The following is a 24,072-nucleotide window of genomic DNA, read 5'->3' as shown; positions in this document are numbered from 1 at the left end:
CGAGATGAAACGCTGGATCATCGGAATTCTGGTCGTGCTGTCCTTGCTGCTGTGGTTCGCGGTGGTCTGGTTTGCGCTGCCACTGGTGGGCTTTGGCGAGGCGACGCCGTTTGAGCCGGTCTGGGTCCGCATCCTGATGATTGCCGTGGTCTGGCTCACGGTGGGCACCGTCTATCTCATCAAGTTCATCCGCCGCCGCCGGGCCGCCAAGGCGCTGGAAGACGCGCTGACCGAGCAGGAAGTGACCGGCGATGGTGAGGTGCTGGGCGAGAAGATGGGCGAGGCGATGGAGGTGCTGAAAAAGTCCAGCGGCTCCAAGAGCTTTCTCTACGATCTGCCGTGGTACATCATCATCGGCCCGCCCGGCTCGGGCAAAACAACGGCGCTGCTGAACTCCGGCGTGAAGTTTCCGCTCGCCGAAAAGGGCGAGGGGGCCGTGGCCGGGGTAGGGGGCACGCGCTATTGCGACTGGTGGTTCTCCGAAGAGGCGGTGCTGATCGACACGGCGGGCCGCTACACCACGCAAGACAGCGACGCCGAGGCCGACCAGAAAAGCTGGGCCAGTTTCCTCAAGCTGCTCAAGACATATCGCGCCAATCAGCCGATCAACGGCGTCATGCTGGCGATCTCCCTGCAAGAGCTGATGACGGCGAGCCCGGCAGAGATCGAGGCCCATGCCGAAATCATCCGCGCCCGCCTCAATGAGATCAACGACGAGCTGCGGGTGGATTTCCCGGTCTATGTGATGTTCACCAAGGCCGATCTGATCAGCGGCTTCATGGAGTTCTTCAACTCCTTCTCGCAGAGCCGCCGCCAGAAGGTTTGGGGCCATACCTTCCAGACCGAGAGCAAGAAGGAACAAACCGTCGAGCGCTTCGACGAGGAGTATGACGCGCTGGTCAACCGGCTCTCCGAAGAGGTGACGGACCGGCTGCAGGAAGAGCCCGACGGGATCAACCGCATTGCCATCTTCTCCTTCCCCGGGCAGGTCGCCATGCTGCGCGACCGTCTGGGCGATTTCATGCGCGGGGTCTTCGGGCACACGCGTTACAAGGTGGCGGCCAACCTGCGCGGCTTCTACTTTACCTCCGGCACCCAGGAAGGCACCCCGATCGACCAGGTGCTGGGCGCGATGCAGCGCAACTTTGGCGGCATGGCGCAAGGCCAGATGTCTGGCAAGGCGAAGAGCTTCTTCCTGCATGACCTGCTGAAGAAGGTGATCTTCGCCGAAGCCGGATGGGTGAGCACCGACAAGCGCGCCGTGCGCCGCGCCGCGATCTGGCGCTACTCGACCATTACCCTCATCGTGCTGGCCACCATGGGCATGCTCGGGCTCTGGGGCCTGAGTTTTTATCAGAACCGCCAGCTGATCGACACCGCAGAGGCGGCGATTTCCAACTACGAGCTTCAGGCCCGCGACGAGATCGGCTCTGGCAAGGTCGAAGATATCGACCTGCTCACCGTGCTGCCGCACCTCGAAATGCTGCGCAACATGCCGATGGGCTATGCCGACACCGAGACCGAAGCGCCGCTCAGCGAGAAGTTCGGCCTCAGCCAGCGCGGTTCGGTGCGCTCTGCGGCCACCGTCACCTACCGGCAGGCGCTGGAGCGGATGTTCCGCTCGCGGCTGATCCTGCAACTTGAGCAACAGCTCGAAAACTTCATTCGCACCGGTGAGGTGCTGGCCGTCTACAAGACGCTGAAGGTGTACAAACTGCTGGGCAACCTCGCGCCGCAGAGCGATGACGAGCTGGTCATCGGCTTCTTCCGCGACGACTGGCGGCGCAACACCTATGCGGGCACCAACCCCGAGACCCGCGCCGCTCTGGAAAGCCATCTGGTGGCCATGCTGGAGCTGGACGCCGCGCAGCAGCCGAGCTTTGAGCTGAATGGGGCGCTGATTGATCAGGGCGAGCGGTTGCTGGCGCGGATGAACGTGGAAGATCAGGCCTACAGCCTCATCCTCGCCACCGCCGAGTTTGCCGGGATCGAGCCATTCACCATCGCAGGCCGGGGCGGGCGCGATGCTGACCTCGTGTTTGAAAGCGTCGACGGGCGGGCGCTGGATGATCTGGTGATTTCGCCGCTCTACACCTATGCGGGCTTCCACGAGTTCTTCCTGCCCCAGCTCAGCCAGATTGCCGAGAACCTGCTGGAGGACCAGTGGGTGATGGGCGAATACGCCGCCGATGCGCAGATCGAAGACCAGATCCAGGGCCTCGGGCCGATCCTGCTGAAGCGCTACACCAACGATTGGATCGAGGAGTGGGACAGGGTGCTTGGCCTCGTCAAGCTGCGCCCGATGAGCGCCGACAGGCCCTCCTATCAGGCGCTGGCGGCAGCCTCGGCCCCGCGCACTTCGCCGATTTTGCTGCTGACCACCGAGATCATGGAAGAGACCTCGCTGACGGCGGAATACAACAAGGGCGCCGACGAGCCGCCCGCCGGGATGGACCCGGACGCCGCAGCCGGGAAGGCCGCCGAAGCGGGCGGCGAGTTTGGCAAGCGGGCCGCGCAGATCTTTATCAACCGTCAGTCCGGCCTTGCCCGGATCGGCCTCGACGTGGCCTTCCGCAAGAGTCAGGATCGGGCGTCCTCCTCCGGTGGCGGCGGCGGCCAGACCCGCCTGCCGGGGGCCGAGATCGAGGCCTATTACGCCGATTGGCATGACCTGCTGATCGGTGACCCGCCGCAACGCCGGATCGACTTCTTGATCCAGACATTGGGCGACATGCAGCGCACGCTGATCACCGCCGTGGACTTCCCCGAGGTGGCCGACCGCGAACTGCCCGCCAAGCTGGGCGCGCTGAAGCAGGCCAGCTCGCGTTTGCCCAAGCCGATGGAGCGGATGATTCAGGAGGCGGTGGACGATTTTGAGGGCGATGCCGCCAATACCTCGGTCGCCCGGCTCAACGAGTTGCTGAACCAGCAGGTGACGCAGGTGTGCCAGGCCGCGATCGACAGCAAGTTCCCGTTTGCCAAGAACAGCGCGCGCGAGGTTGGCCTTGTCGACTTTGCCCGCCTCTTCGCGCCGCAGGGCGTGATCGACCGTTTCTTCCTCGAAAACCTCAGCCAGTTCGCCGACACGAGCGGCGGCAACTGGACGTGGAAAGATACCGGCCCGCTGGCTGGCAAGCTTTCGACCTCGACGCTCAAGCAATTTGAGCGGGCGGCAGAGATCCGCGATGCCTTCTTCCCGACGGGCGGGGGCATTCCGCAGATCGACATGGAAGTTTCGCCCACCTCGCTGCACGGCGCGGTGGAGACGGCGCAGCTCACCATCAACGGTCAGGTCATCCTCACCCGCAAGAAGGGCAACACGCCCGCCAATGTGACCTGGCCGGGCAGCATGGCCGGGGCCAATGTAGAGCTGGTCTTCACGCCAGATATGCGCGGGCGCAAGTCGAACATGAGCGAGGGCGGAAGCTGGGCTTTCGTGAAGTTCCTCAATGCCGGGCGGCCCAAGGTTTCGGGCAATGTGATCGCCGTGCGCTACACGATCGACGGGCGCCACATCGCCTACAAGATCACGCTCGCCTCCGCCGTGAACCCCTTCTTCATGAACGAACTCACCGAGTTCAAATGCCCGACTGGGCTCTGACTGGAGGCCGCTGACCCCACCATGCCCCTCGGCCTCTTCGGAAAACTGCCCGCCAAGGGCGACTTCATCACCCGGGCGATGCCGCCTGAGGTGCTGTCGTTTTGGGAAGGCTGGCTGGAAAAATCCATGGCCGGGGCCAAGCACCATCTGGCGGGAGAGTGGGGCCCGGTTTACGAGGCCAGCCCGGTGTGGCGCTTCTGGATCGGGCCGGGCGTGTATGGGCATGCAATGGCGGGGGCGCTGATGGCCTCTGTCGATAAGGTGGGGCGGCAGTTTCCGCTGACGCTGGTGCTTTCGGGGATGGGCCCGGCGCATCCGGTGCCACCGCTCTCGGACCCGATGGAAGATTGGTACGGAATGCTGGAGCGGGCGCTGCTTTCGGCCAAGGCGGCGCATTTTGATGGCGATGTCGATGGCTTCCTTGCCGCGCTGCCCGAGCCCAACGCCGCGCCTTGTGCGCTGGGCGAGGACCGGCGCAATGCCTTCTTTGCCTATGGTGAGCACGGGCTGGGGCAGATGCTGGCCGATGTGCGCGACCACGATCACCAGCTTGCCGCCTTTGAACGCAGCTATTGGTGGACGGCGGGCAACGACTATGTTGGCCCCGGCATGATCGCGCTGGATGGCATGCCGGATGCGGCGGGCTTTATGGCCATGCTGCGCGGCTTTGGTCCGCCCGCCCGGGTGCAGCAGCCCGCCGCCGCAGCGCGCCCGGCTGCCGCCGCTGCCGCGACCGCCTCCGCCGGGGCAGGTGCCGGCCAAACCCGCGCCCGCGAAACAACCGTGCCGCCCCGCGATCTGATCGGAGATGCCGAAGAGGCCGAGGCCGCCGCTGCATGGGGGGCCGAAGCCTCCCGCGAAGAACTGGCATGGGCCGCGCCCACCGATGCGGTGGACGATGCATGGACCGAGGCGAACACCGGCGACGAGGCCGAAAGCCCCTTTGATGCGCCCGAAGAAGAGTGGGACTTTCCCGATGCCGGGCCTGCCGAGCCGGAGCCCGAACCAGAGCCGGCCCCCGAACCGGAGCCTGAGCCAGAGGAGGACGCCGAAGAAGACCTCTTTGACGCCGGCCCTGAACCCTATGGCATTGGCGACACCGAAGCGGGCGAGGATGTTTATGCCAGCCTGAGCGAAACGGATGACGCGGATGAGGTTGAGGCCGAGGCAGAGGTTGTGCCTTGGCTGGACGAAGGCGTGCCTGCGGAAGACAGCGCCGATGCTGCTGACGAGGCAGGCGAAGCGGGCGAGGAGCCGGAGCAAGAGGTCATCCCTTGGCTAGGCGATCCTGATGACGAGCCGGGCGCCGAAACGCCAGAACCCGAAGCGGCAGAGGCCGTCGCGGCGGAAGACGATGCGCCAGAGCCCGAAGCGATCGGCCACGTGGTCGATGTGTCGATGGTGTCTGGCGAGGATGACTTCGAGATCCCCGGAGATCTGCCCGATGAGGCCCCGGATGCTGCGGACGAAGCCAGCGACGATGAGGACGCCACGCCCGAGCCTGCGGATGGGGGCGAGGACGAAACGCCTGTGGAGGCGGAGGAAGGCATCCCCGGCGGCAACGGCCTTGCCGATGCCGAAGAGGACGAGCCCGCACCCGCCGGTCTGGGCGAAGACAGCCCGTTTGGCGCGCCGGGCGATGCAAACCACGATGGCGAAGGGCTGGGCCAGAAGAAATCCGGTCTGAGGGGGTTCTTCTCCCTTCGCGGGCGCGGGAAGGATTGACCCTTGACCCCCCGTAACAGAAACTCGGCAAACGCGACCACACTCAAGGGCCCCAGGGCCGGGGCATTGATGCTATGAATGCAAAGCAGTTCAGGTTCGAGACCGGGGAGATCAGCCATACCGGCTACGCCCGCGACCATAACGAGGATAACCTCTATACCTACCCCGATGGGGGGATGTGGGTTGTGGCCGATGGAATGGGCGGGCACCACGGCGGCGATTATGCCTCGGGTGTGATCGTGCAGCACCTCGCCTCGGTAGGCCGCGCCACCTCTGCACCCGATCTGCAGGCGCGTTTCGTTGAGCGGATCACCCGCGCCAACGGCCAAATTCAGCAGCACGCGCTGAGCCAGGGGGCGACCATCGGCTCAACCGTTGTGTCACTTCTGGTGTTCGATCAGCATTTTGCCTGCGTCTGGTCTGGTGACAGCCGGGTGTATCTGATCCGCGATGGCCAGTTGACCCAACTCAGCCGCGATCACACCGAGGCCAACGAGTTGCTCGACCGGGGGGCGATCACCCCCGAGGAGGCCGAGAACTGGCCGCGCAAGAATGTCATCACCCGTGCCATTGGCGTGCATCCGGATGTGCACCTCGACCACAAATACGGCACGCTGCGCAACCGCGACACGTTCATCCTGTGTTCCGACGGGCTCACCGCCCACGTGGAAGACCACGAAATCCTTGAAATTGCACGGAAGCATCAACCGCAAAAAGCCTGCGACATGCTTCTCGACCTTACCTTGCAACGGGGTGCGTCCGACAATACCACCGTTGTTGTGGTGCGTGCGTTCGACAAGACCGAGGTAACGCCCATGACGGCGATCTTCGATCTGCCGCAAGAGGGGATCTGAGCCGAATGGCCAGCGACGAGCAGGAAAACTCGAAGCCCGACAGCCAGAAGACTGTCATCAGCACGGCGGCTCCGACCGGCGTGGCCATTGGCACGCAGATCATGGGCACCTTCGAGATCACCGAGCACATTGCCACGGGTGGCATGGGCGAGGTCTATCGCGGCTTCAACATCCACACCGAGGAGCCGGTCGCGATCAAGATCGTGCTGGCCGCACTGGCGCATGACGAAAAGATCCTGAGCCTGTTCCAGAAGGAGGCCACCGTTCTGGGCCGCCTCCATCATGACGCCATCGTGCGTTACATGCTCTTCACCGTGGATCCGGGCATTCAGCGTGCCTGCCTTGTGATGGAATTCGTCGAGGGGCGGTCGCTGGCGGATTACTACGCCGAAGAGGGCTCGATGCCCGTCGAGGACGTGAAGACGATGATGCGCCGGGTCGCCTCGGGCCTGCAAAAAGCGCATGACCTCGGCGTTGTTCACCGCGATCTCTCGCCCGACAACGTGGTCATCCAAGACGGGATGATCAGCCACACCAAGATCATCGACTTCGGCATCGCCAAATCGGCCAATTTCGGGGGCGGCACCCTGCTGGGTGGGCAGTTCGCCGGTAAATACGGCTATGTCAGCCCCGAGCAACTCGGTCGTTTCAAAGGCGTGATCGAGGGCACCTCCGACATCTACAGCCTCGCGCTGGTGGCCGCTGCCGCGTGCCGTGGCGAGCCGATCGACATGGGCGACAGCCCCGCCGAGGCTGTCGAGCGCCGGATGGATGTGCCAGACCTCTCCGGCGTCCATGACGAGCTGCGCCCGCTGCTGGAGATGATGCTTTCGCCCGACCCGGCCAACCGGCCGGAAAGCATGGCGAAGGTTCTGGAATTTCTCGACAATCCCGCCGCAGTCGGCGCGGGCGCTGTTGCGCCCACTGCCATGCCGGGGCCGGACCCTTCGCTGCCGCCGCAACAATCGGTGCCGCCGCAGTACGGATCGCAGCCGCCGCAGAGCATTCCGCCGCAGCACTCCTTGCCGCCGAGCGGCGAGGCCACGGTTATTTCGCAGCCGCCGGCCTATGCCTTCACCACCCCGCCGCAGCAAAGCATGCCGCCGCAAAGCGTGCCGCCTCAGGATGCGGGCGCTGGCGCGGGCACCGACAGCCCGTTTCCGGGGCCTGTTCCGCCGCAGCACACCGGCGTTGGCTCCACGCTGCCACCCGACCAGACGGTTCCGCCGCCGCAGCCCGCGAAAAAGGGCAAGGGCGGGCTGATCGCGGCCCTGCTGGCCGTGGTCCTTGTTGGCGGTGGCGGCACGGGGGCCTATTTTGCAGGGCTGATCCCCGGGCTAAAGCCGGATGACGGCACCACCACAGGCGGTGGCGGCACGACGACCGACAATGGCGCAGGCACCACCACTGGCTGCGGCACCACCGTGCGGTTTGACGAAAACGGCAACCCGATCGACGATTGTGATGAAGACGTGGCCGTGAACGACACGGACACAGACCCGGCTACCCCGACCCCCAACACCGATCCGGACACGCCCGACCCCGACACCGATCCTGATACCCCGGATCCCGACACGCCCGATCCGGATACGGACCCGGATACGCCTGATCCCGACACGGACCCCGATACGCCCGATCCGGACACCGATCCTGACACCCCGGACCCAGACACGCCGGACCCCGACACGCCCCCTGAAACACCGCCTCTCAACGGCGGTGGGATTGCGGCCATCGACGATACGCTCGACCCGAAAGAGGGCACGGTGATCGCCGAGGAAGAGCAGCAGGAGGAAAACAACGGCGAGATCGACTTTGGCACCATTGGCCGGATGATTGCATGGGTGCGCGACTATTCCACGCCGCGCTGCGTGCATGTCGGTATCCGCTCTGCCGTGCCCACCGATTTCGAGATCGAAGGCTATGCCACTTCGGTTGACCCGTTCTGGGAGCTGCTGACCGAATTCCGCGACGAGTTTGGCACCGAACCCAAGATCGGCGTCCGCCTCGTGGATGACAGCCAATGCGCCGTGGTGACCTTCGTCAAGAACCTCACCCGCTCCGAAGCCCGCGCCCCGGCGCTGAAGCTGGACCGCGACGTGCTGAAGGCGGGCGATCCCATTCGTGGCACCATCGACCTGATCGAAGGGCGCTCGATCACCCTCTTCCTCGTCGACAGCCGGGGCGGGGCCTACAACCTCACCTCGCGCCTTAAGCCGCAGGACGATGGCACCGCAACCTTCGCGCTGGCGCTTCGGCCCCAAGGCGCGGATGACCGAGAGATCGTGCCCTACCTGATGCTGGCGATTGCGAGCAACAGCAAGATCGGCAGCGCCGACACTCAGGCAGGCACGCCCACCAACAGCCTGATGCCGATCATTCAGGCCGAGATCCGCCAGCGCGGGCCGGAAGAGGAAAACGCCGCCTCCGCCGCGCTGGGCTACTTCCGCTTTGATGACAACGCCGAGTGAGCGGCTGTCAAATTGAGCGCCTGCGGCGCATTCCATCCTTTGCCGGGCGTGCGGCCTGATCTGGCCCGCGCCGTCATTGGGGTTGATCTTGGCGGCGGGGCCGGGGAGAAGGGCGCAGGATTGACGAGGGACATATGGCGAAGCGCATCTACATTCTGAACGGGCCCAACCTGAACTTGCTGGGCAAGCGGCAGCCCGAGATCTACGGCCATGAGACCCTCGCCGATGTGGTGGCGGCCTGTGTGAAGGTGGCGGGCGATGTGCCGATCCGCGACGCGCAGTCCAACCATGAGGGCGGGCTTGTCGACCTGATCCACGAAGCGCGCGAAGACGGGCTTGGGATTGTGCTGAACGCCGGGGCCTATACCCACACTTCCGTGGCCATCCTCGATGCGCTCAACACCTTTGAGGGCCCGGTGATGGAGGTGCATATCTCCAATGTTCACCAGCGCGAGGCCTTTCGGCATCACAGTTACATCTCGGCGCGCGCCGACGGCATTATCGTGGGCTGCGGCACGCAGGGCTATGAGCTGGCGGTGCAGCGCATCTTGCGGATGACGGGCAAGGGCTGAGGCTTAAGCCTAAAGCGCCTCGGAGCCGACACGCAGGGCAAACCCCGCGTCTCGCAGCGCCCCGGTGATCTCTTCCACATGGGTCGCATCGCGGGCCTCGATCACCACTTCAAGCTCGGCCTGTTTGAGCGCGACACTCTGCATCATCCGCTGGTGGATCACCTCCACCACGTTGGCCCCGGCATCGCCGATAATGCGGGCGATGTCAGCAAGCTGGCCCGGGCGGTCATCAAGTTTGAAGATCAGCCGGGTGATGCGCCCATCGCGCACGAGGCCGCGCAGGATGAGGGTGGAGAGCAGGCGGCTGTCGATATTGCCACCGCAGAGAACAAGGCCCACCTGCTTGCCCGCGTAATCGCCGGCATGGGCCTTCAGCACGGCAAGGCCAGCCCCGGCGGCCCCCTCGGCCACCAGCTTTTCGTGGCTCAGCAGGTCAAACACCGCGTCTTCGATCTCGGCCTCGGTGGCCAGTTCGATCCGGTCGACATTGGCGCGGATGACTTCGATATTGGCGGGGGAGGGCGCGCGCACGGCAATGCCCTCGGCAAGGGTGGAGCCCAGCGTGTGCGGCGCGGTGCCGTCGATGGCGGCTTTCACCGCGTTGAAGGGCTCTGCCTGTGCGCCGACAATCTCGATTTCGGGCTTTACCGCCCGCGCCGCCGTGGCCATGCCCGCAATCAACCCGCCCCCACCGATCGGCACCACGATGGCATCCAGCGCCGGGTTCTGCTCCAACATTTCTAGCGCCACGGTGCCTTGCCCGGCGGCGACGATCGGGTCATCGAAAGGGTGGATGAAGGTGAGGCCACGGGAGGCGGCCAGATCGAGGGTGAACTGCACGCTTTCGTCAAAGCTCGTGCCGTGCAGCACCACCTCGGCGCCGAAATCGCCGGTCCGCTTTACCTTGTTGAAGGGAGTGCCCTCGGGCATGACGATCACCGAGGGGATGCCCAGCCGGGTGGCGTGATAGGCAACGCCCTGTGCGTGATTGCCCGCCGAACAGGCGATTACACCCGCCGCCCGCTCCGCTTCCGAAAGCGTCAGCAGCTTGGCCAGTGCGCCCCGCGCCTTGAAGGCATTGGTGTGCTGAAGGTTTTCCAGCTTCAGGTAGAGGTCGAAGCCAAGCTGCATGGAAAGCCGGGCCGCGCGCACCAGCGGGGTGCGCACGGTATCGGCGGCGATGGCATCGCGGGTGGTGCGGATGAGGTCGGCGGTCAGCGTCATGGCGGCAGCGTCCTTTGGTGTCCGCGAGGCTTCACCGCGCAGACACCGATTGTCAACGTGCGCGCCGCCGCGTCAGCCGGGCACGCGCACCACCATCTCGATCTCGATCAGCAGATCGGCCCCGGCAAGCGCGGCCACGCCGATGCCGGTTATCGAGGGGGTCACACCGTTGAGAAAGCCCAGCACGGTGGGAAAGCACTCCCCCATGGCCGCATCATCAAGGCCGACAACATAGATGCGCATCATGGCTATATCCGCCGGTTCGGCCCCCAGCGCGTCCAGCGCGGCGGCGCAATTGGCCACGGCGGCCTCGGTTTGCGCCTTCAGCCCCTCAGGCACCGCGGCACCGCCGGGCAGGGCGGCGACCTGGCCGGAGACAAAAGCCATGCGCCCCGGCTCGACCACCGAGATCTGGGCATAGCCAAGTGCGGTGCTGTCAGGCATGGCGGCGGGGTTGTGGCGGGTGATCGTTGCGCTCATCGGTCTTTCTCCTTGAAGGGTACAGGCTCTCGCTACGGTGGATTGACGTTGCGGAACAGAGGCGGGGCAGGGCACTCCTGACAGGGTATTGTCAGGAGCCCTCCGCAAAGAGCCATCTCGCCACCGCGCAAGATTGGTGCAGTTCGGCGCAGCCCTGCGCCTCTATTGTGCAGCCCGCCGACCCATGACGACAGCACGTTTATTTGCTGAAATTTGTCGCGGTTGCCCATTGTAATGCAGAGCCGGGCTTGTTTTAGTCGGGGCACAGGGAGCGGCTGCCTGGGGAGGCAGCCGAAAATGAACAACAACAGGAGCTGCCTTGCTAGATCAGGCCGCCACCGACGCTTTCGTAGAGTTCGAACGCGTCCAGAAAAGCTACGACGGCGAAACGCTTGTCGTGAAAGATCTTAACCTCTCGATGCCGAAGGGCGAGTTTCTGACGATGCTCGGACCATCGGGCTCAGGCAAGACGACCTGCCTGATGATGCTCGCGGGCTTCGAGACTGCAACGCACGGGGAAATCAAGCTCGACGGCAAGCCGATCAACAACATCCCGCCGCATAAACGCGGCATCGGGATGGTGTTTCAGAACTACGCGCTGTTTCCGCATATGACCGTGGCCGAAAATCTCGCCTTCCCGCTGGAAGTGCGCAAGATCGGTGCGTCGGAGCGTGAGAAGAAGGTGAAGCGCGCTCTGGACATGGTGCAGATGGGCGAGTTCGGCGGGCGTCGCCCGGCGCAGCTTTCGGGCGGTCAGCAACAGCGGATCGCGCTGGCACGCGCACTGGTGTTCGAGCCGGAGCTGGTGCTGATGGACGAACCGCTCGGCGCGCTCGACAAGCAGCTGCGCGAGCACATGCAGTTCGAGATCACCCGGCTGGCGCATGAGCTTGGCATCACCACCGTTTACGTGACGCACGACCAGACCGAGGCGCTCACCATGTCTGACCGGGTGGCGGTGTTCGACGATGGCCGCATCCAGCAGCTGGCTCCGCCCGATCAGCTCTATGAGGCCCCGCAAAACAGCTTCGTTGCGCAGTTCATCGGTGAAAACAACACGCTGGAAGGCGTGGTGAAAGAGCTGAACGGCGATATCGCCACGATCAAGCTCGATGGCGCCGAAACCATGATCGAGGCCAAGGCGGTGAACGTCAGCAAGGTGGGCGATCGCACCCGCGTTTCGATCCGCCCCGAGCGGGTAGAGACCAACCCCGAGCGCCTGCAGGACGACGCCCATACGCTCAGCGCCGAGGTGCTGGAGTTCATCTACATGGGTGACATCTTCCGCACGCGTCTCAAGGTTGCTGGCAACGAGAACTTCATCGTGAAAACCCGCAACGCGCCCGATGTGGCACGGATGCAGAAGGGCCAGACCGTCAAGATCGGCTGGCTCCCCGAGGATTGCCGCGCGCTCGACGCTTGAGCGTGCCGCACAGCTTGCCGGCCTGCCCGGGGCGCGGCGAGCGGTGATATAACACGGGCATTACAACAAGGAGTGCAATCGCATGACTATGAAGAAAACCATTCTAGCGACGACCGCGCTGACCATGTCGGCCGGACTCGCCTTTGCTGAGGCGCATGGCGACATGGCCGACAGCATGACGCTGGTGAGCTGGGGCGGTGCCTACCAAGCCTCGCAGCAGAAAGCCTATGTCGAGCCCTATCTGGCCAACAACGAAGGCGTCACCTCGACCTGGGACGAAAGCTCCAACGAAGCCGTGGCCAAGCTGCGCGCGATGAACGAGGCCGGCAACGTGACCTGGGATCTCGTCGATGTGGTGGCCTCTGATGCCATCCGCCTGTGCGACGAAGGCCTGGCGATGGAATACGATCCTGACGAGCTGCTGGCCGACGCGCCCGACGGCACAAAGGCCTCCGATGACTTCGGTGATCTGATCGTTTCCGACTGCTTCATCCCGCAGATCGTCTACTCCACCACCTTCGGCTACCGCACCGACATGGTGGGTGACACCCCGCCGACCGACGTCTGCGCCGTGTTCGACACCGAGGCCTACCCGGGCAAGCGCTCCCTCGAGAAGCGCCCGATCAACAACATGGAGTGGGCGCTGATCTGTGACGGCGTCGCCAAGGAAGACGTCTACGACGTGCTGGAAACCGAAGAGGGTCAGGCGCAGGCGTTTGCCAAGCTCGATACCATCAAGGACGACGTGATCTGGTGGTCCGCCGGTGCCGACACGCCGCAGCTGCTCGCCGATGGCGAAGTGGTGATGGGCTCCACTTACAACGGTCGCCTGTTCTCGGTGATCGAAGAGCAAGACCAGCCGGTCGCCATGCTCTGGGACGCTCAGGTGTTTGACCTTGACGGCTGGATCATTCCTGCCGGTCTGCCCGAGGATCGTCTGGCCCGCGTGAAGGACTTCGTAAAGTTCGCCACCGACACCCAGCGCCTTGCCGATCAGGCCAAGTACATCTCCTACGGTCCGGCGCGTGCCTCTTCGGCTCCGCTGGTCGGCAAGCACGCCGAGCTTGGCATCGACATGGCTCCGCACATGCCGACCGATCCGAACAACGCCACCAACACCTTCCTCTACAACTACGAGTGGTGGGCTGATTACCGCGACGACCTGGACGCCAAGTTCCAGGCTTGGCTCGCGCAGTAAGCCATTGGCACGGTGGGCAGATTGCCCACCCTACAAGATCGGGTGGCCCCTTGCCGGGGCCGCCCCACCAAGAACACCAGGGGGACGACCATGCCCAAGGGCTACATCATCGGCCATATCGTCGTGAACGACCCGGAAGGCTACAAGGCCTACGTCACCGGCGACACACCCATCCTCAAAGCCCATGGCGCGCGCTTCCTTGTCCGGGGTGGCAAGTCCGAGGCGCCCGAGGGCGATGTGCCCGAAGGGATGCGCCATGTGGTCTTCGAGTTCGACAGTTTCGAGGCTGCCAAGGCCGCCTATGAAGACCCGGCCTATCAAGAGATCTCGCTGATCCGGAAGGCCACCGCCGAAAGCACCATCATTGTCGTGGAAGGCCATACGGATGTCTGAGGCCGCCACCTCCCCCGAAGTTCACGAAGAAACCGATTCCGCGGGCCGCCTTGTGGCCGCCGATGGCACGCCGCTCAAGCGCAGCCTTGGCCGTGCCCTGCGCCGCCAGAAGATGCGCGCGCTGGCGCTGATCGCGCCGCTGCTGCTCTTCATCCTCATCACCTTCATCGCGCCAATCGCCGACATGCTGTTTCGTTCGGTGGAAAACGACATTGTCGCCCGCACCCTGCCGGACACCGTCGATGCGCTGGGCGACTGGGATTATTCCAGCGGCGAGATCCCGGGTGATGAGGCCTTTCTGGCGCTCTACCGCGACCTCTCGGTTGCCGTCGAATACAAAACCCACACCCGACTGGGCTCGCGCCTGAACTACGAAACCACCGGCATCTCTTCGCTCTTCCGCAAGACGGGCCGGGGCGTGGAAGACATTGGCGAGCTCTATCAGGACCAGTTCGAAGACCTCGATGAAGCCTGGGAAGAGCCCGAAACATGGGCCCGGCTGATGGGCTCGGAAAGCTGGCTCGCTGCCGAAGACCGCACGGCAACTGCCTTTGAGCTGCGCGATGGCATTGCAGGGGCCCTCCCCAACACCGCACGCGCCTACAGCGAGTTTGCGACCTTTACCCAAAATGAAGACGGCGACGACCCGGCAGAAGAAGACCCTTGGGCCTATGTCTACGCCATGCTCTGGCTCGACCTCACCGGTCCGGCCCAGCTTGACGCCTATGAAGGCCCCGATGCCGCACTGCTGGCCGCGGCCGCAGAGGCCGCCCCCGGCTTTGAAAGCATCGGCTGGCGCGAGGGCCTTGTCGATATCGACGAAGACTGGGAAGACATCGACGTTTGGGGCACCATCAAAGCCTATTCGGGCGAGTTCACCTCGGGCTACTTCCTCAATTCGGTCGATCTGCAACTCACCCCCGCCGGGGTCGAGGCGCAGGACGAGAACCAGCGGATTTACATCAAGCTGTTCTGGCGCACGATCCTGATGTCGCTCGCCATCACCTGCTCCTGCATCCTGCTGGGCTATCCGGTGGCATGGCTGCTGGCCAACCTGCCGATGCGCACCTCCAACCTGCTGATGATCCTCGTGCTCCTGCCGTTCTGGACCTCGCTGCTGGTGCGCACCTCGGCATGGAAGGTGCTGCTGCAACAGCAGGGGGTGATCAACGATATCCTCGTCTGGGCGCATATCATCGCCGATGACAACCGACTGATCATGATCAACAACGTCACCGGCACGATCATCGCGATGACGCATATCCTGCTGCCGTTCATGATCTTGCCGATGTATTCGGTGATGCAGACGATCCCGCCAACCTACCTTCGCGCTGCCAAATCGCTTGGCGCGACCAATTGGGTGGCCTTCTGGCGGGTCTACTTTCCGCAATCGGTGCCGGGCATCGGCGCGGGCTCGATCCTCGTGTTCATCCTCGCCATCGGCTACTACATCACGCCCGAACTGGTTGGCGGCACCAAGGGTGTCTTCATCTCCAACCGGATCGCCTACCACATCTCGACATCGCTCAACTGGGGCCTCGCCGCGGCGCTTGGCACCATCCTGCTGGCAGCGGTGCTGCTGCTCTACTGGGCCTATGACAAGATCGTGGGCATCGACAACGTGAAGCTGGGATAAAGACCATGGCAATTCCGACATATGCGACGACGGGCCAGCGGATCTGGTATTACGGCTTCCGGGTCATCTGCGGGCTGATCTTCTTCTTCCTGATCGCACCGATCATGGTGATCATCCCGCTCAGCTTCAACGCGGAGGATTTCTTTACCTTCACGCCAGAGATGCTGAGCTTCGATCCGGAGGGCTATTCGCTCAAGCACTACCGCGACTTCTTCACCAACTCCGACTGGCAACAGGCCCTGCGGAACTCGGTGAGCATTGCGCCGGTTGCCACGCTGCTTTCGGTGAGCTTCGGCACGCTGGCGGCGATTGGCCTCTCATCCGAGCATGTGCCTTTCCGCCGGGCGATCATGGCGATCCTGATTTCGCCGATGATCGTGCCGCTGATTATATCGGCGGCGGGGATGTACTTTTTCTACTCCCGCGTTGGGCTTCAGGGCAGCTACTTCGGTGTGGTGCTGGCCCATGCGGCGCTTGGCATTCCTTTCGTCATCATCACCGTGACGGCCACGCTGGTGGGCTTTGACCGCTCGCTCACCCGCGCCTCCGCCTCGATGGGCGCAGACCCGGTGCGCACCTTCTTCAAGGTGCAGATGCCGCTGATCCTGCCCGGCGTGATCTCGGGCGCGCTCTTTGCCTTCATCACCAGCTTCGACGAAGTGGTGGTGGTGCTCTTCGTCGGCTCGGCGGGCCAGAAGACGCTGCCGTGGCAGATGTTCATCGGGCTGCGCGAGCAGATTTCTCCCACCATTCTCGCGGTGGCGACGCTGCTTGTGGTGATCTCGATCTTCCTGCTCGCAGCGGTCGAGTTGCTGCGGCGGCGCAGCGAACGGCTCAGGGGCATGTCGCCGGGCTGATCCCCGGTGGCAGCGCCGCTCCCCGCTTGACGGGGATTGGCGCTGCCGCTACCCAGCGCCCGACACTTCCGCAAGCCCGCCCCCACCGGGGCACAGCCAGCGGCCGGTTCTTCCCAAAGTAAGGATGCCCGCCCCATGGCTTGCCGTTTTCTATGCTCCGCCTTTGCCGCACTGGCCCTTTGCACCCCGGCCACGGCGCAGGAGCTTAAAAGCCCCAAGGCACACGCGCTGGCCGGTCTTCAGGCGGCGGTCGCATGGCCCGGCTATGCCAGCCTTTGCGCGCTGGATTCCCGCATGCGCAACGTGAACCTGCCGCGTGAACGCAAGCCCCGTGCCGCAGGCGAGGGGCGGCGCGAGACTGGCCAAGGGGGCGCAACGGCCCGGCGTGGCGGTGGCGGTGGCGGTGGTGGCGGGCGCGGCGCGCAGCCGCTGGGGCCGATGCAGGTGTTTGACAACCTCTATGTGCTTGGCACCTCCTCCGTCATGGCGTGGCTCTATGGCACGCCTGAGGGCTACATCCTGATTGACGGGCTGAACTCCGACGAGGAGGCGCAGGAGTATATCCTTGACGGGATGCAGCAGCTCGGCCTCGACCCTGCCGCGATCCGCCACATCGTTGTCAGCCATGCCCATGGCGACCACTACGGCGGTGCCGACTACCTGGCCGAGCAGCTGGGCGTGCCGATCTCGATGACCGCGCCCGACTGGGCCCTCGCGGCGACCCTTGGCGAGCACCCGCGCTTCGGCCCGGCCCCGACGGAGGGCATCACGGTGGAAGATGGTCAGGTGCTGGTGGCGGGCGAAACTGAAATGACGCTGCACATGACGCCGGGCCACACGCCGGGCACCCTTTCGCCAGTGCTCACGCTGCAGGACGGGGATGACACCCACAAGGCCGTTCTCTGGGGGGGCACCGGGTTCAACTTTGGCCCCGATGTGCAAACCTTCCTTGCCTACGCCCGCTCGGCGGCAAAGATGCGCGACATCGCGGCAGCGGAAGGGGTGGATGTGTTCATTTCTGGCCACGCCCGGCGCGATGGCTCTGCCGAACTGCTCGAAAAGCTGGCGGCCCGCGCGCCGGATGCGCCGCACCCGTTCGTGCGCGGGGTGGAAGGGCAGGGGCTTTTCACCGTGCTCGAACAATGTGCACGTGCTCAGGCCGCGCGCTTCACCGAGGACCCGCCAGAGTAGCGCTGTTGCGGCGTGGGCACAGGGCGCGTCAATTGCCGCCTTGCGCCTTCCGTTGCTCGGCCACCTGCACATAAGCACTATCCCAATCGCAAGGCATGGCCGCTCTGTCGGCAGCACCCAGCGTCGCACATCGACACTGACCTAAGGCTCCACCATGTCTGCTTTCCACCTGCCTCTCCGGGCGTCTCTCCTCCTTACCGCTGCTACGCTCGCCCCTGCCGCCGCCACGGCGCAGGAGGTCTATGAGCTCGATACAATCACCGTCACCGCCGCCGGGGTGCAGACCGATACGCTGACGGCCCCCGCCAGCGTGACCGTCATCACCGGCGAGCAGTTGGAGCAGGGCGCCGTGACCGACCTCACCGAGGCGCTGCGCGGGGTGCCGGGTGTATCGTCCGCCGGGGCCTCGGATGGGCAAAACATCTTTCTGCGCGGGCTGCCCTCGGAATACACGCTCATCCTCGTAGACGGAAAGCGGCAGGATACTCGCCAGTCGCGCACCAACGCCTCGGGCGGTGTGGATCAGTATTACATGCCACCTGCCTCGGCCATTGAACGCATCGAGATCGTGCGTGGCCCGATGTCGTCGCTCTACGGCTCCGATGCGATGGGCGGTGTGATCAACATCATCACCAAGCCCGTCGCCGAAACATGGGCAGGCTCGCTCACGGTTGAGGCGTTGAAGCCGCAGCAATCTGAAGACAGCTCGGAGCAGCAGCTTTCATTCTACCTCAGCGGGCCGCTTGTGGCAGACAAGCTCGGCCTCCAGCTCTGGGGCCGCCGGCTGGTGCGCGGCGAATCCGGCCGCGATGGCGGGCGCAGCGATCGTGAGTTGGATGATCTGACCGCCAAGCTCACTTGGACCCCGGCGGTGGGCCACGAGCTGGCGCTGCAATTCGGCAAAACCGATATCTGGACCGATCCGCGGATGAACACGCGCCGCAGCACCTCGCTGAGCTATGAGGGCGAGCTTGGCGCTTGGGATGTGACGGCCAGCCTCTCCGAGGAGGTGGCGCAGCGCACCACCACCGGCTCCGATCGTGCGCCGGAAGTGACCAACACCATCCTCGAAGCCAAAGCCTCGCGCAGCTTCGATTGGCGCGGCGAGCATCGCTTCACCTTTGGCGCGCAAGTGGCCGAGAACGCACTGAGCGATCAGAACCCCGGCCTCGGCGACGGGCTCGACTATAGCTTCACCAACCGTCAGTCGGCGCTCTATGCCGAAGATATCTGGAAGCTCAGCGACAGGTTCGAGCTGACGCTGGGCGCGCGTTTTACCGATGACGAGCGCTTCGGCGGCAAGCTCACCCCGCGCGTCTATGCGCTCTACGAGCTCACGCCCAACCTCTACCTGTCGGGCGGCATTTCGGCGGGCTATCGCACGCCCGAGCTTCGGCAGTTCGTGGAGGATTACTACAGCACCACCAACCGGGGCGCTGGGGTGATCCCCGGCAACCCCGACCTGATGCCTGAAGAGAGCCTGAGCTACGAGCTGGGCCTGCGGTTTGAAAACACGGTGAGCAGTATCACCGCCACCGCTTTCTACACCGACTTCGAAAATCAGATCGACAGTCGCGATACCGGCACCACTATCGACGTGGATGGCACCAGCTACGAGCTTTACGAGTATTACAACGTCGGCAAGGCGCGGGTGCAGGGCGTGGAGCTTGCGGGCAGCCATAGGGTGACGCCCGATCTCAAACTCTCCGGCAGCTACACGTGGACGGAGTCCGAGCGGCTCACCGGCGATCTGGCGGGCCAGCCGCTGTCGCGCACGCCCGAGCATCAGGCCAGCCTGCGGGTGGATTGGCAGGCCCCCAACCCCGATCTCAACCTCTGGGCAGCGGCCAATTACTTTGGCGAAAGCGTCTCGGTCAGCAGCTCCAGCCGGGGCAATGTGATCAACGCGTATGACGCCTACACCACGCTCGACATCGGGGCCGATTGGCGGATTGCCGAGAACGTGGTGCTGAAAACCGCGATCTTTAATGCCACCAATGAAGACATCAACAATGACGAGCAGGACAGCACGCAAAACGGCCGTGCGTTCTGGATGGCGCTGACCACCGAGTTCTGAGCCTCGGGGGGTGGGTCAGGGGAGCAGCGTGAGCCAGCCCCATGCGGTCAACATCGTTATCGCCGTTGCGATCAGCACGGCGGTGGCGGCCACGCGCTTGGCGCGGTCATACATGTTGGCGAAGATATAGGCGTTCACCCCCGGTGCCATGGCCGCGGTGATGGTGGCAGAGCGCAGGCCCGGCGTGTCGACCCCGGTGAGGTGGGCAAGGCTCCACGTGATCGCCGGGTGTAGCCCGAGGGCCAGCAGGCAGACCATCAGCGCCACGCGAATGTCGCCCTCTGGCCGGTAGCGATAAAGCACCCCGCCGAGCGCGAAGAGCGCAGCGGGCAAGCCAGCGCGGGCGATGAGGTCGGCAGCGTCCATGATCACAGCCGGCACCGGCAGGCCGGTGACGTTCACGGCGAGGCCCGCAAGGATGCCAATGATGAACCCGTTGCGAAACACGTTACGCGCCACCCGGGCGGGCAGGGCCGAGAGCGGCGTGCCGCGGGCGCGGGCGAGCTCCATTACCACGATCCCGCTGGTCAGCAGCACTGGCGCGTGCAGGGCGATGATGGCGTAGTTGCCGGTGAGCGCCTCGGTGCCATAGGCGCGTTCGGTGATCGGCAGGCCGAGCAGCAGCGAGTTGGAGAAGAGGCAGGCAAAGCCGATCACCACCGCATCCTCCCAATCGCGTTTGAAGATCAGCCGCGCGCCTGCGATCCCGGCGGCAAAACTCACGAACGCCCCGGCATAGAAGGAAAAAAGCAACGCCGGTTGGAACCCCACGGCAAGATCAAGGCGGGTCATGGCCGCGAAGAGCAGCAGCGGGATCGAGAAATTCTGCGCAAAGCCCATCAGCATGTCGGTCGCTTCGGGCCGGAAGTTCAACTTCCAGACCGCGAGGTAGCCAAAGCCGATAACGAGAAAGACGGGCAGGATAACAGAGGTGAGGGCGCTCATTCTGGCAGGCTCAGGGCCATGCCGTCATAGGCAGGTGTCACATGGGCCGGGGTTTCGGCCTCCACGCTCGCGTAGTCCATGTCGATATGCATGTTGGTCAGCACCGCGCGTTTGGGGGCGGCGCGTTCGATCCACTCCAGCGCCCGCTCAAGGTGCACGTGGCTGGGGTGCGGGGTGCGGCGCAGCGCGTCGAGCACCCAAATGTCCAGCCCCTCCAGCGCAGGCCAGGCGGCCTCGGGAATGGCGGACACATCCGGCAGATAGGCCAGCCCGCCGATGCGAAAGCCGAGCGCGTCGATCCGGCCATGCTCCACCTCGAAAGGCGTCAGCGTAATCGCACCGCCCGCGCCCTCCACGGTGAAGGGGCCGTCGATATGGTGGAGATCGAGGATCGGCGGATAGTCCGACCCCTCGGGCTGGGTGAAGGCGTAGCCGAAGCGGGAGATCAGATCATTGGTGGTGGGCCCATCGGCCCAAACCTTGACCCGCTGGCGCATGTTGAAAACCACCATGCGCAAATCATCGAGCCCGTGGGTGTGATCGGCATGAGGGTGGGTGAAGGCCACGCCGTCAAGGCTACCGACCTTTGCATCCAGAAGCTGGCTGCGCAGGTCGGGGGAGGTGTCGATCAGCACCCGGGTGGTGCCATCTGGCCCCTCACGCTCCACCAGCATGGAGCAGCGGCGGCGGGCGTTCTTCGGGTTGGTCGGGTCGCAATCTCCCCAATTGTCGGGCAGGCGCGGCACGCCGCCCGAGGAGCCGCAGCCAAGGATGGTGAAGCGGTAACTCATGCCACGGCCTTGGTGAAGAGGCGGGCGAAATTGGCTTGGGTGGCGGCGGCAAAGTCCTCGTAGCTGAGGCCAAAGACCTCGGCCCCAACCTTTGCCGTATGCGCGGTGTAGGCCGGTTCGTTGCGCTTGCCGCGATGGGGCGGGGGCGCGAGGTAGGGGCTGTCGGTTTCCACCAGAATCCGCTCCAGCGGGGCGGCGGCGAAGATGTCGCGCAGCTCTTGGCTCTTGGGGAAGGCGGCGATGCCGGACATGGAGAGATAAAAGCCAAGGTCCAGCGCGGCCTTCGCCAGTTCGGCAGAGCTGGAGAAGCAATGCATCACGCAAGAATAGGGGCCATCCTCATAGCCCTCCCGCAGTATGGCGGCTATGTCGTCATCCGCGGCGCGGGCGTGGATGATAAGCGGCAGGCCAGTCTCGCGGGCGGCCTCGATATGCAGGCGCAGCGAGGCTTGCTGTGCCTCGGCACTCTCGGCGGTGTAGTGATAGTCCAGCCCGGTCTCGCCAATGCCAACGCATTTGGGGTGGGCGGCAGCGGCCTTCAACTCGTCCACCGTGATCAGCGGCTCCTCGGCCACGCTCATCGGATGGATGCCAAAGGCGTGAAAGACGTCCGGATAGCTCTCCGAGATCGACTGAACATTCGCCAGCCCGGCCCGCTTGGTGCAAATCGTCACCATCTGGCCCACACCGGCGGCCTTTGCGCGGGCAATGATCTCGGGCAGCTCGCCGTCAAAGTCGGCAAAATCGAGGTGGCAGTGACTGTCGGTAATTTCAGGGTGCATTGGGGCTCCGTCGGCTCAGAGGCGCATGTCGGCTGCGGCCTCGGAGATTTTGAGGCAGATATCCGTGATGAGGGCAGGGGCGTCAAGGTTGACCGCCGCCCCGGCGCGGGCGCGGGCCCCGAGGGTGGCGGCCAGTTCGGCCCAGGCGCGAGCGCGGGCGGCATCGGGGGCAAGGCGGGTGAGCAGCGCGGCCTCACCGGGGGCAGCTTCGGGCGAGGGCGGGCCGAGCGCACCGGTGCGGGCGATGCGGGCAAGCAGCGTGTCGATCAGCCGGGTGGTCAGGCGAAACCGGTCTTGCGCATCGCGCCCGCCGCATTTGGCGGCCATCGCGAGGGTGGCAGGGCGGTCGAGCTTGGGCAGGTCGCGAAATAGCGCGATCAGCGCGGAATAAAGTGTCAGGCCCTCGTCGTCGATCAATTGCAGCGCGGTGGCCACCGACCCTTCGGAGAGCGCGGTGAGGGCCGCGCGCGCGCCCGGATCCTCCGGTGGCTCGGCCCCGGCCTCACGCAGCGCGGCAATCAGCGCCGCTTCCGACAGCGGCGCACAGGGCAGCACCTGACACCGCGAGCGGATGGTGGGCAGCAGCGCCGCCGGGGCGTGGGAGATGAGCAGCAGCACCGTGTTGAGCGGCGGTTCCTCCAACACCTTCAGCACCGCGTTGGCGGCGGGGGCGTTCATTTCATCGACCGAGTCGATCAGCACCACCCGGCGGGCATTTTCGGCGGCGGAATAGGCGAAGAAGCGTTTGAGATCGCGGGCGCTTTCCACGTCGATCACGGTCTTGAAGCGGGCGGGGGCGGGCTTTTCCACCCATTTGCGCCGCAGCAGCATCAGGTTACCTTCCGAGCCTGCGGTCATGCGGCGGGCAACCGGGTGGTCCGGGTCGATGGCGAGGCTTTGGGGCACTTCGGGCTCCCCAAACAACCCGGCCTCCTGCTCCAGAGGCGTGGCGATGAGAAAGCGGGCAATGCGCCATGCCAGCGTGGCCTTGCCAATGCCGCGCGGCCCGGTGATCAGCCAAGCGTGGGGCAGGCGTCCCGAGGTGAAGGCCGCCAAAAAGCGGGCCTCTGCCTCTTCCTGCCCATAGAGCGTTTCGGTGTGGCGCGGATGCGGGTAATCGCCCAGCCGGTCGGCTTCGGGCGGCGCATCGGCCAAGCCAAGGGGCGCGGCACTCATTGCATCAGCTCCGCTGCCGCGGCGATGACATCGGCGGTGATGGCCTCAGGCGTGCGATTGGCGTCGATCAGGCGGCAGCGCGCCGGCTCGGCCTCGGCCAGCGCCAGAAATCCCGCCCGCAGTCGCTGCTGAAACTCCAGCCCCTCTTCCTCAAACCGGTCCTCGCCGGAGCGCCGCGCCAGCCCACGGGCCAGCGCCACCTCCGGATCCATGTCCAGAATGAGCGTCAGGTCGGGCTCCCGCCGGATCGCCAGCTCGTGCAGCGTATCGACAAAGGCCCTCAACTCGCCCCGCGCCGCGCCCTGATAAACGCGGGTGGAATCGGCAAAACGGTCGCAGATCACCACCTTGCCCGCCTCAAGTGCGGGGGCAATCACCCGCTCCAGATGATCGCGCCGCGCGGCGGTAAACAGCAGCGTTTCGGTCTCGCCCGACCACCTGTCGGGCGCGCCCTCCACCAGCAACCGCCTGATCTCTTCGGCCCCGGCCGAGCCACCGGGCTCTCGGGTCAGCACCGCCGCGCGGCCCTCGGCTTCGCACCACGCGCCAAGCGCCCGCGCCTGGGTGGATTTCCCGGCGCCGTCGATGCCCTCGAAGGTGATGAAGAGGCCGGGAGCGGTTGACATGGGCGGACATTATCCCGCGCAGGGGAGGGCTGCAAACCAGATCGGCAAAAGAG

General features: G+C 64.9%; 18 protein-coding genes and 1 pseudogene. 12 read left to right on the top strand and 7 right to left on the bottom strand.

The features are described from left to right. Positions 1-4 precede the first annotated feature (4 nt). The 5 genes from tssM to aroQ all read left to right on the top strand — a co-directional run bounded on the left by tssM (position 5) and on the right by aroQ (position 9,220). Positions 5-3,601, top strand: coding sequence for a type VI secretion system membrane subunit TssM (gene tssM, locus FHY55_RS14125; protein WP_140014808.1), 3,597 nt, complete (start codon positions 5-7; stop codon positions 3,599-3,601). A gap of 21 nt (positions 3,602-3,622) precedes the next feature. Next, positions 3,623-5,326 (top strand): type VI secretion system-associated protein TagF, encoded by a 1,704-nt coding sequence (gene tagF, locus FHY55_RS14120; protein ID WP_140014807.1) that lies wholly within the window; start codon positions 3,623-3,625, stop codon positions 5,324-5,326. Positions 5,327-5,400: 74 nt separating this feature from the next. Next, positions 5,401-6,180 (top strand): PP2C family serine/threonine-protein phosphatase, encoded by a 780-nt coding sequence (locus FHY55_RS14115; RefSeq protein WP_140014806.1) that lies wholly within the window; start codon positions 5,401-5,403, stop codon positions 6,178-6,180. A 5-nt stretch (positions 6,181-6,185) separates the two neighbouring features. Then, positions 6,186-8,648 carry a serine/threonine-protein kinase gene (locus FHY55_RS14110; RefSeq protein WP_140014805.1) on the top strand — a complete coding sequence of 821 codons (2,463 nt, stop codon included), beginning with the start codon at positions 6,186-6,188 and terminating at the stop codon, positions 8,646-8,648. A gap of 134 nt (positions 8,649-8,782) precedes the next feature. After that, entirely contained in the window at positions 8,783-9,220 is a 438-nt protein-coding gene (gene aroQ, locus FHY55_RS14105) for a type II 3-dehydroquinate dehydratase (RefSeq protein WP_140014804.1), read from the top strand. 9 nt (positions 9,221-9,229) lie between these two features. Here the strand turns inward: aroQ and FHY55_RS14100 are convergent, their stop codons facing one another. Then, positions 9,230-10,444 carry a threonine ammonia-lyase gene (locus tag FHY55_RS14100; protein WP_140014803.1) on the bottom strand — a complete coding sequence of 405 codons (1,215 nt, stop codon included), beginning with the start codon at positions 10,442-10,444 and terminating at the stop codon, positions 9,230-9,232. 72 nt (positions 10,445-10,516) lie between these two features. Next, positions 10,517-10,924 carry a RidA family protein gene (locus FHY55_RS14095; protein ID WP_140014802.1) on the bottom strand — a complete coding sequence of 136 codons (408 nt, stop codon included), beginning with the start codon at positions 10,922-10,924 and terminating at the stop codon, positions 10,517-10,519. Between the two features lie 319 nt (positions 10,925-11,243). Here FHY55_RS14095 and FHY55_RS14090 point away from each other — a divergent pair, with 319 nt between their 5' ends. The 7 genes and pseudogenes from FHY55_RS14090 (at position 11,244) to FHY55_RS14060 (ending at position 19,699) form a co-directional block, all read left to right on the top strand. After that, a complete protein-coding gene (locus FHY55_RS14090) occupies positions 11,244-12,347 on the top strand; it encodes an ABC transporter ATP-binding protein (protein ID WP_140014801.1) in 1,104 nt (367 codons plus the stop codon). 82 nt (positions 12,348-12,429) lie between these two features. Then, complete coding sequence (locus FHY55_RS14085) at positions 12,430-13,545, top strand: extracellular solute-binding protein (protein WP_140014800.1); 1,116 nt, start codon at positions 12,430-12,432, stop codon at positions 13,543-13,545. A 90-nt stretch (positions 13,546-13,635) separates the two neighbouring features. Continuing rightward, positions 13,636-13,938 (top strand): DUF1330 domain-containing protein, encoded by a 303-nt coding sequence (locus FHY55_RS14080; RefSeq protein WP_140014799.1) that lies wholly within the window; start codon positions 13,636-13,638, stop codon positions 13,936-13,938. Next, positions 13,931-15,574 (top strand): ABC transporter permease, encoded by a 1,644-nt coding sequence (locus FHY55_RS14075; RefSeq protein WP_140014798.1) that lies wholly within the window; start codon positions 13,931-13,933, stop codon positions 15,572-15,574. Before FHY55_RS14080 ends, FHY55_RS14075 begins: the two co-directional genes overlap by 8 nt. A gap of 20 nt (positions 15,575-15,594) precedes the next feature. Then, a pseudogene (locus FHY55_RS14070) lies at positions 15,595-16,431 on the top strand (ABC transporter permease); the annotation flags it as partial. Positions 16,432-16,566: 135 nt separating this feature from the next. After that, positions 16,567-17,622, top strand: a complete 1,056-nt coding sequence (locus FHY55_RS14065; RefSeq protein ID WP_140014796.1) for an MBL fold metallo-hydrolase — start codon at positions 16,567-16,569, stop codon at positions 17,620-17,622. Positions 17,623-17,776: 154 nt separating this feature from the next. Then, on the top strand, positions 17,777-19,699 hold the full coding sequence (locus tag FHY55_RS14060) for a TonB-dependent receptor domain-containing protein (protein WP_140014795.1): 1,923 nt from the start codon (positions 17,777-17,779) through the stop codon (positions 19,697-19,699). Between the two features lie 15 nt (positions 19,700-19,714). On the opposite strand, the gene FHY55_RS14055 is transcribed toward FHY55_RS14060, so the two are convergent. The 5 genes from FHY55_RS14055 to tmk are packed head-to-tail and all read right to left on the bottom strand — an operon-like array spanning position 19,715 to position 24,019. Then, entirely contained in the window at positions 19,715-20,644 is a 930-nt protein-coding gene (locus FHY55_RS14055; protein WP_140014794.1) for an AEC family transporter, read from the bottom strand. Beyond that, entirely contained in the window at positions 20,641-21,435 is a 795-nt protein-coding gene (locus tag FHY55_RS14050; RefSeq protein ID WP_140014793.1) for an MBL fold metallo-hydrolase, read from the bottom strand. The genes FHY55_RS14055 and FHY55_RS14050 overlap by 4 nt, the downstream gene beginning before the upstream one ends. After that, positions 21,432-22,217, bottom strand: coding sequence for a TatD family hydrolase (locus FHY55_RS14045; RefSeq protein ID WP_140014792.1), 786 nt, complete (start codon positions 22,215-22,217; stop codon positions 21,432-21,434). The genes FHY55_RS14050 and FHY55_RS14045 overlap by 4 nt, the downstream gene beginning before the upstream one ends. Positions 22,218-22,232: 15 nt before the next feature. Continuing rightward, positions 22,233-23,393 carry a DNA polymerase III subunit delta' gene (locus FHY55_RS14040; protein ID WP_140014791.1) on the bottom strand — a complete coding sequence of 387 codons (1,161 nt, stop codon included), beginning with the start codon at positions 23,391-23,393 and terminating at the stop codon, positions 22,233-22,235. Then, positions 23,390-24,019, bottom strand: a complete 630-nt coding sequence (tmk, locus tag FHY55_RS14035) for a dTMP kinase (RefSeq protein ID WP_140014790.1) — start codon at positions 24,017-24,019, stop codon at positions 23,390-23,392. The genes FHY55_RS14040 and tmk overlap by 4 nt, the downstream gene beginning before the upstream one ends. Positions 24,020-24,072 lie beyond the last annotated feature (53 nt).

The organism is Oceanicola sp. D3 (assembly GCF_006351965.1).
GTDB lineage: Bacteria > Pseudomonadota > Alphaproteobacteria > Rhodobacterales > Rhodobacteraceae > Vannielia.
Note: the sequence above shows the minus strand (reverse complement) of the source record. Positions and strands in the feature narration are given on the sequence as shown.

What these genes read in the sequence shown, in the direction of transcription:
- tssM (WP_140014808.1), top strand. Translation starts at nt 5, where the DNA reads ATGAAACGCTGGATCATCGGAATTCTGGTCGTGCTGTCCTTGCTGCTG.
- FHY55_RS14040 (WP_140014791.1), bottom strand. Translation starts at nt 23,393, where the DNA reads ATGAGTGCCGCGCCCCTTGGCTTGGCCGATGCGCCGCCCGAAGCCGAC.
- FHY55_RS14115 (WP_140014806.1), top strand. Translation starts at nt 5,401, where the DNA reads ATGAATGCAAAGCAGTTCAGGTTCGAGACCGGGGAGATCAGCCATACC.
- FHY55_RS14065 (WP_140014796.1), top strand. Translation starts at nt 16,567, where the DNA reads ATGGCTTGCCGTTTTCTATGCTCCGCCTTTGCCGCACTGGCCCTTTGC.
- FHY55_RS14060 (WP_140014795.1), top strand. Translation starts at nt 17,777, where the DNA reads ATGTCTGCTTTCCACCTGCCTCTCCGGGCGTCTCTCCTCCTTACCGCT.
- FHY55_RS14085 (WP_140014800.1), top strand. Translation starts at nt 12,430, where the DNA reads ATGACTATGAAGAAAACCATTCTAGCGACGACCGCGCTGACCATGTCG.
- FHY55_RS14080 (WP_140014799.1), top strand. Translation starts at nt 13,636, where the DNA reads ATGCCCAAGGGCTACATCATCGGCCATATCGTCGTGAACGACCCGGAA.
- FHY55_RS14050 (WP_140014793.1), bottom strand. Translation starts at nt 21,435, where the DNA reads ATGAGTTACCGCTTCACCATCCTTGGCTGCGGCTCCTCGGGCGGCGTG.
- FHY55_RS14100 (WP_140014803.1), bottom strand. Translation starts at nt 10,444, where the DNA reads ATGACGCTGACCGCCGACCTCATCCGCACCACCCGCGATGCCATCGCC.
- aroQ (WP_140014804.1), top strand. Translation starts at nt 8,783, where the DNA reads ATGGCGAAGCGCATCTACATTCTGAACGGGCCCAACCTGAACTTGCTG.
- FHY55_RS14110 (WP_140014805.1), top strand. Translation starts at nt 6,186, where the DNA reads ATGGCCAGCGACGAGCAGGAAAACTCGAAGCCCGACAGCCAGAAGACT.
- FHY55_RS14095 (WP_140014802.1), bottom strand. Translation starts at nt 10,924, where the DNA reads ATGAGCGCAACGATCACCCGCCACAACCCCGCCGCCATGCCTGACAGC.
- tmk (WP_140014790.1), bottom strand. Translation starts at nt 24,019, where the DNA reads ATGTCAACCGCTCCCGGCCTCTTCATCACCTTCGAGGGCATCGACGGC.
- FHY55_RS14045 (WP_140014792.1), bottom strand. Translation starts at nt 22,217, where the DNA reads ATGCACCCTGAAATTACCGACAGTCACTGCCACCTCGATTTTGCCGAC.
- FHY55_RS14075 (WP_140014798.1), top strand. Translation starts at nt 13,931, where the DNA reads ATGTCTGAGGCCGCCACCTCCCCCGAAGTTCACGAAGAAACCGATTCC.
- tagF (WP_140014807.1), top strand. Translation starts at nt 3,623, where the DNA reads ATGCCCCTCGGCCTCTTCGGAAAACTGCCCGCCAAGGGCGACTTCATC.
- FHY55_RS14055 (WP_140014794.1), bottom strand. Translation starts at nt 20,644, where the DNA reads ATGAGCGCCCTCACCTCTGTTATCCTGCCCGTCTTTCTCGTTATCGGC.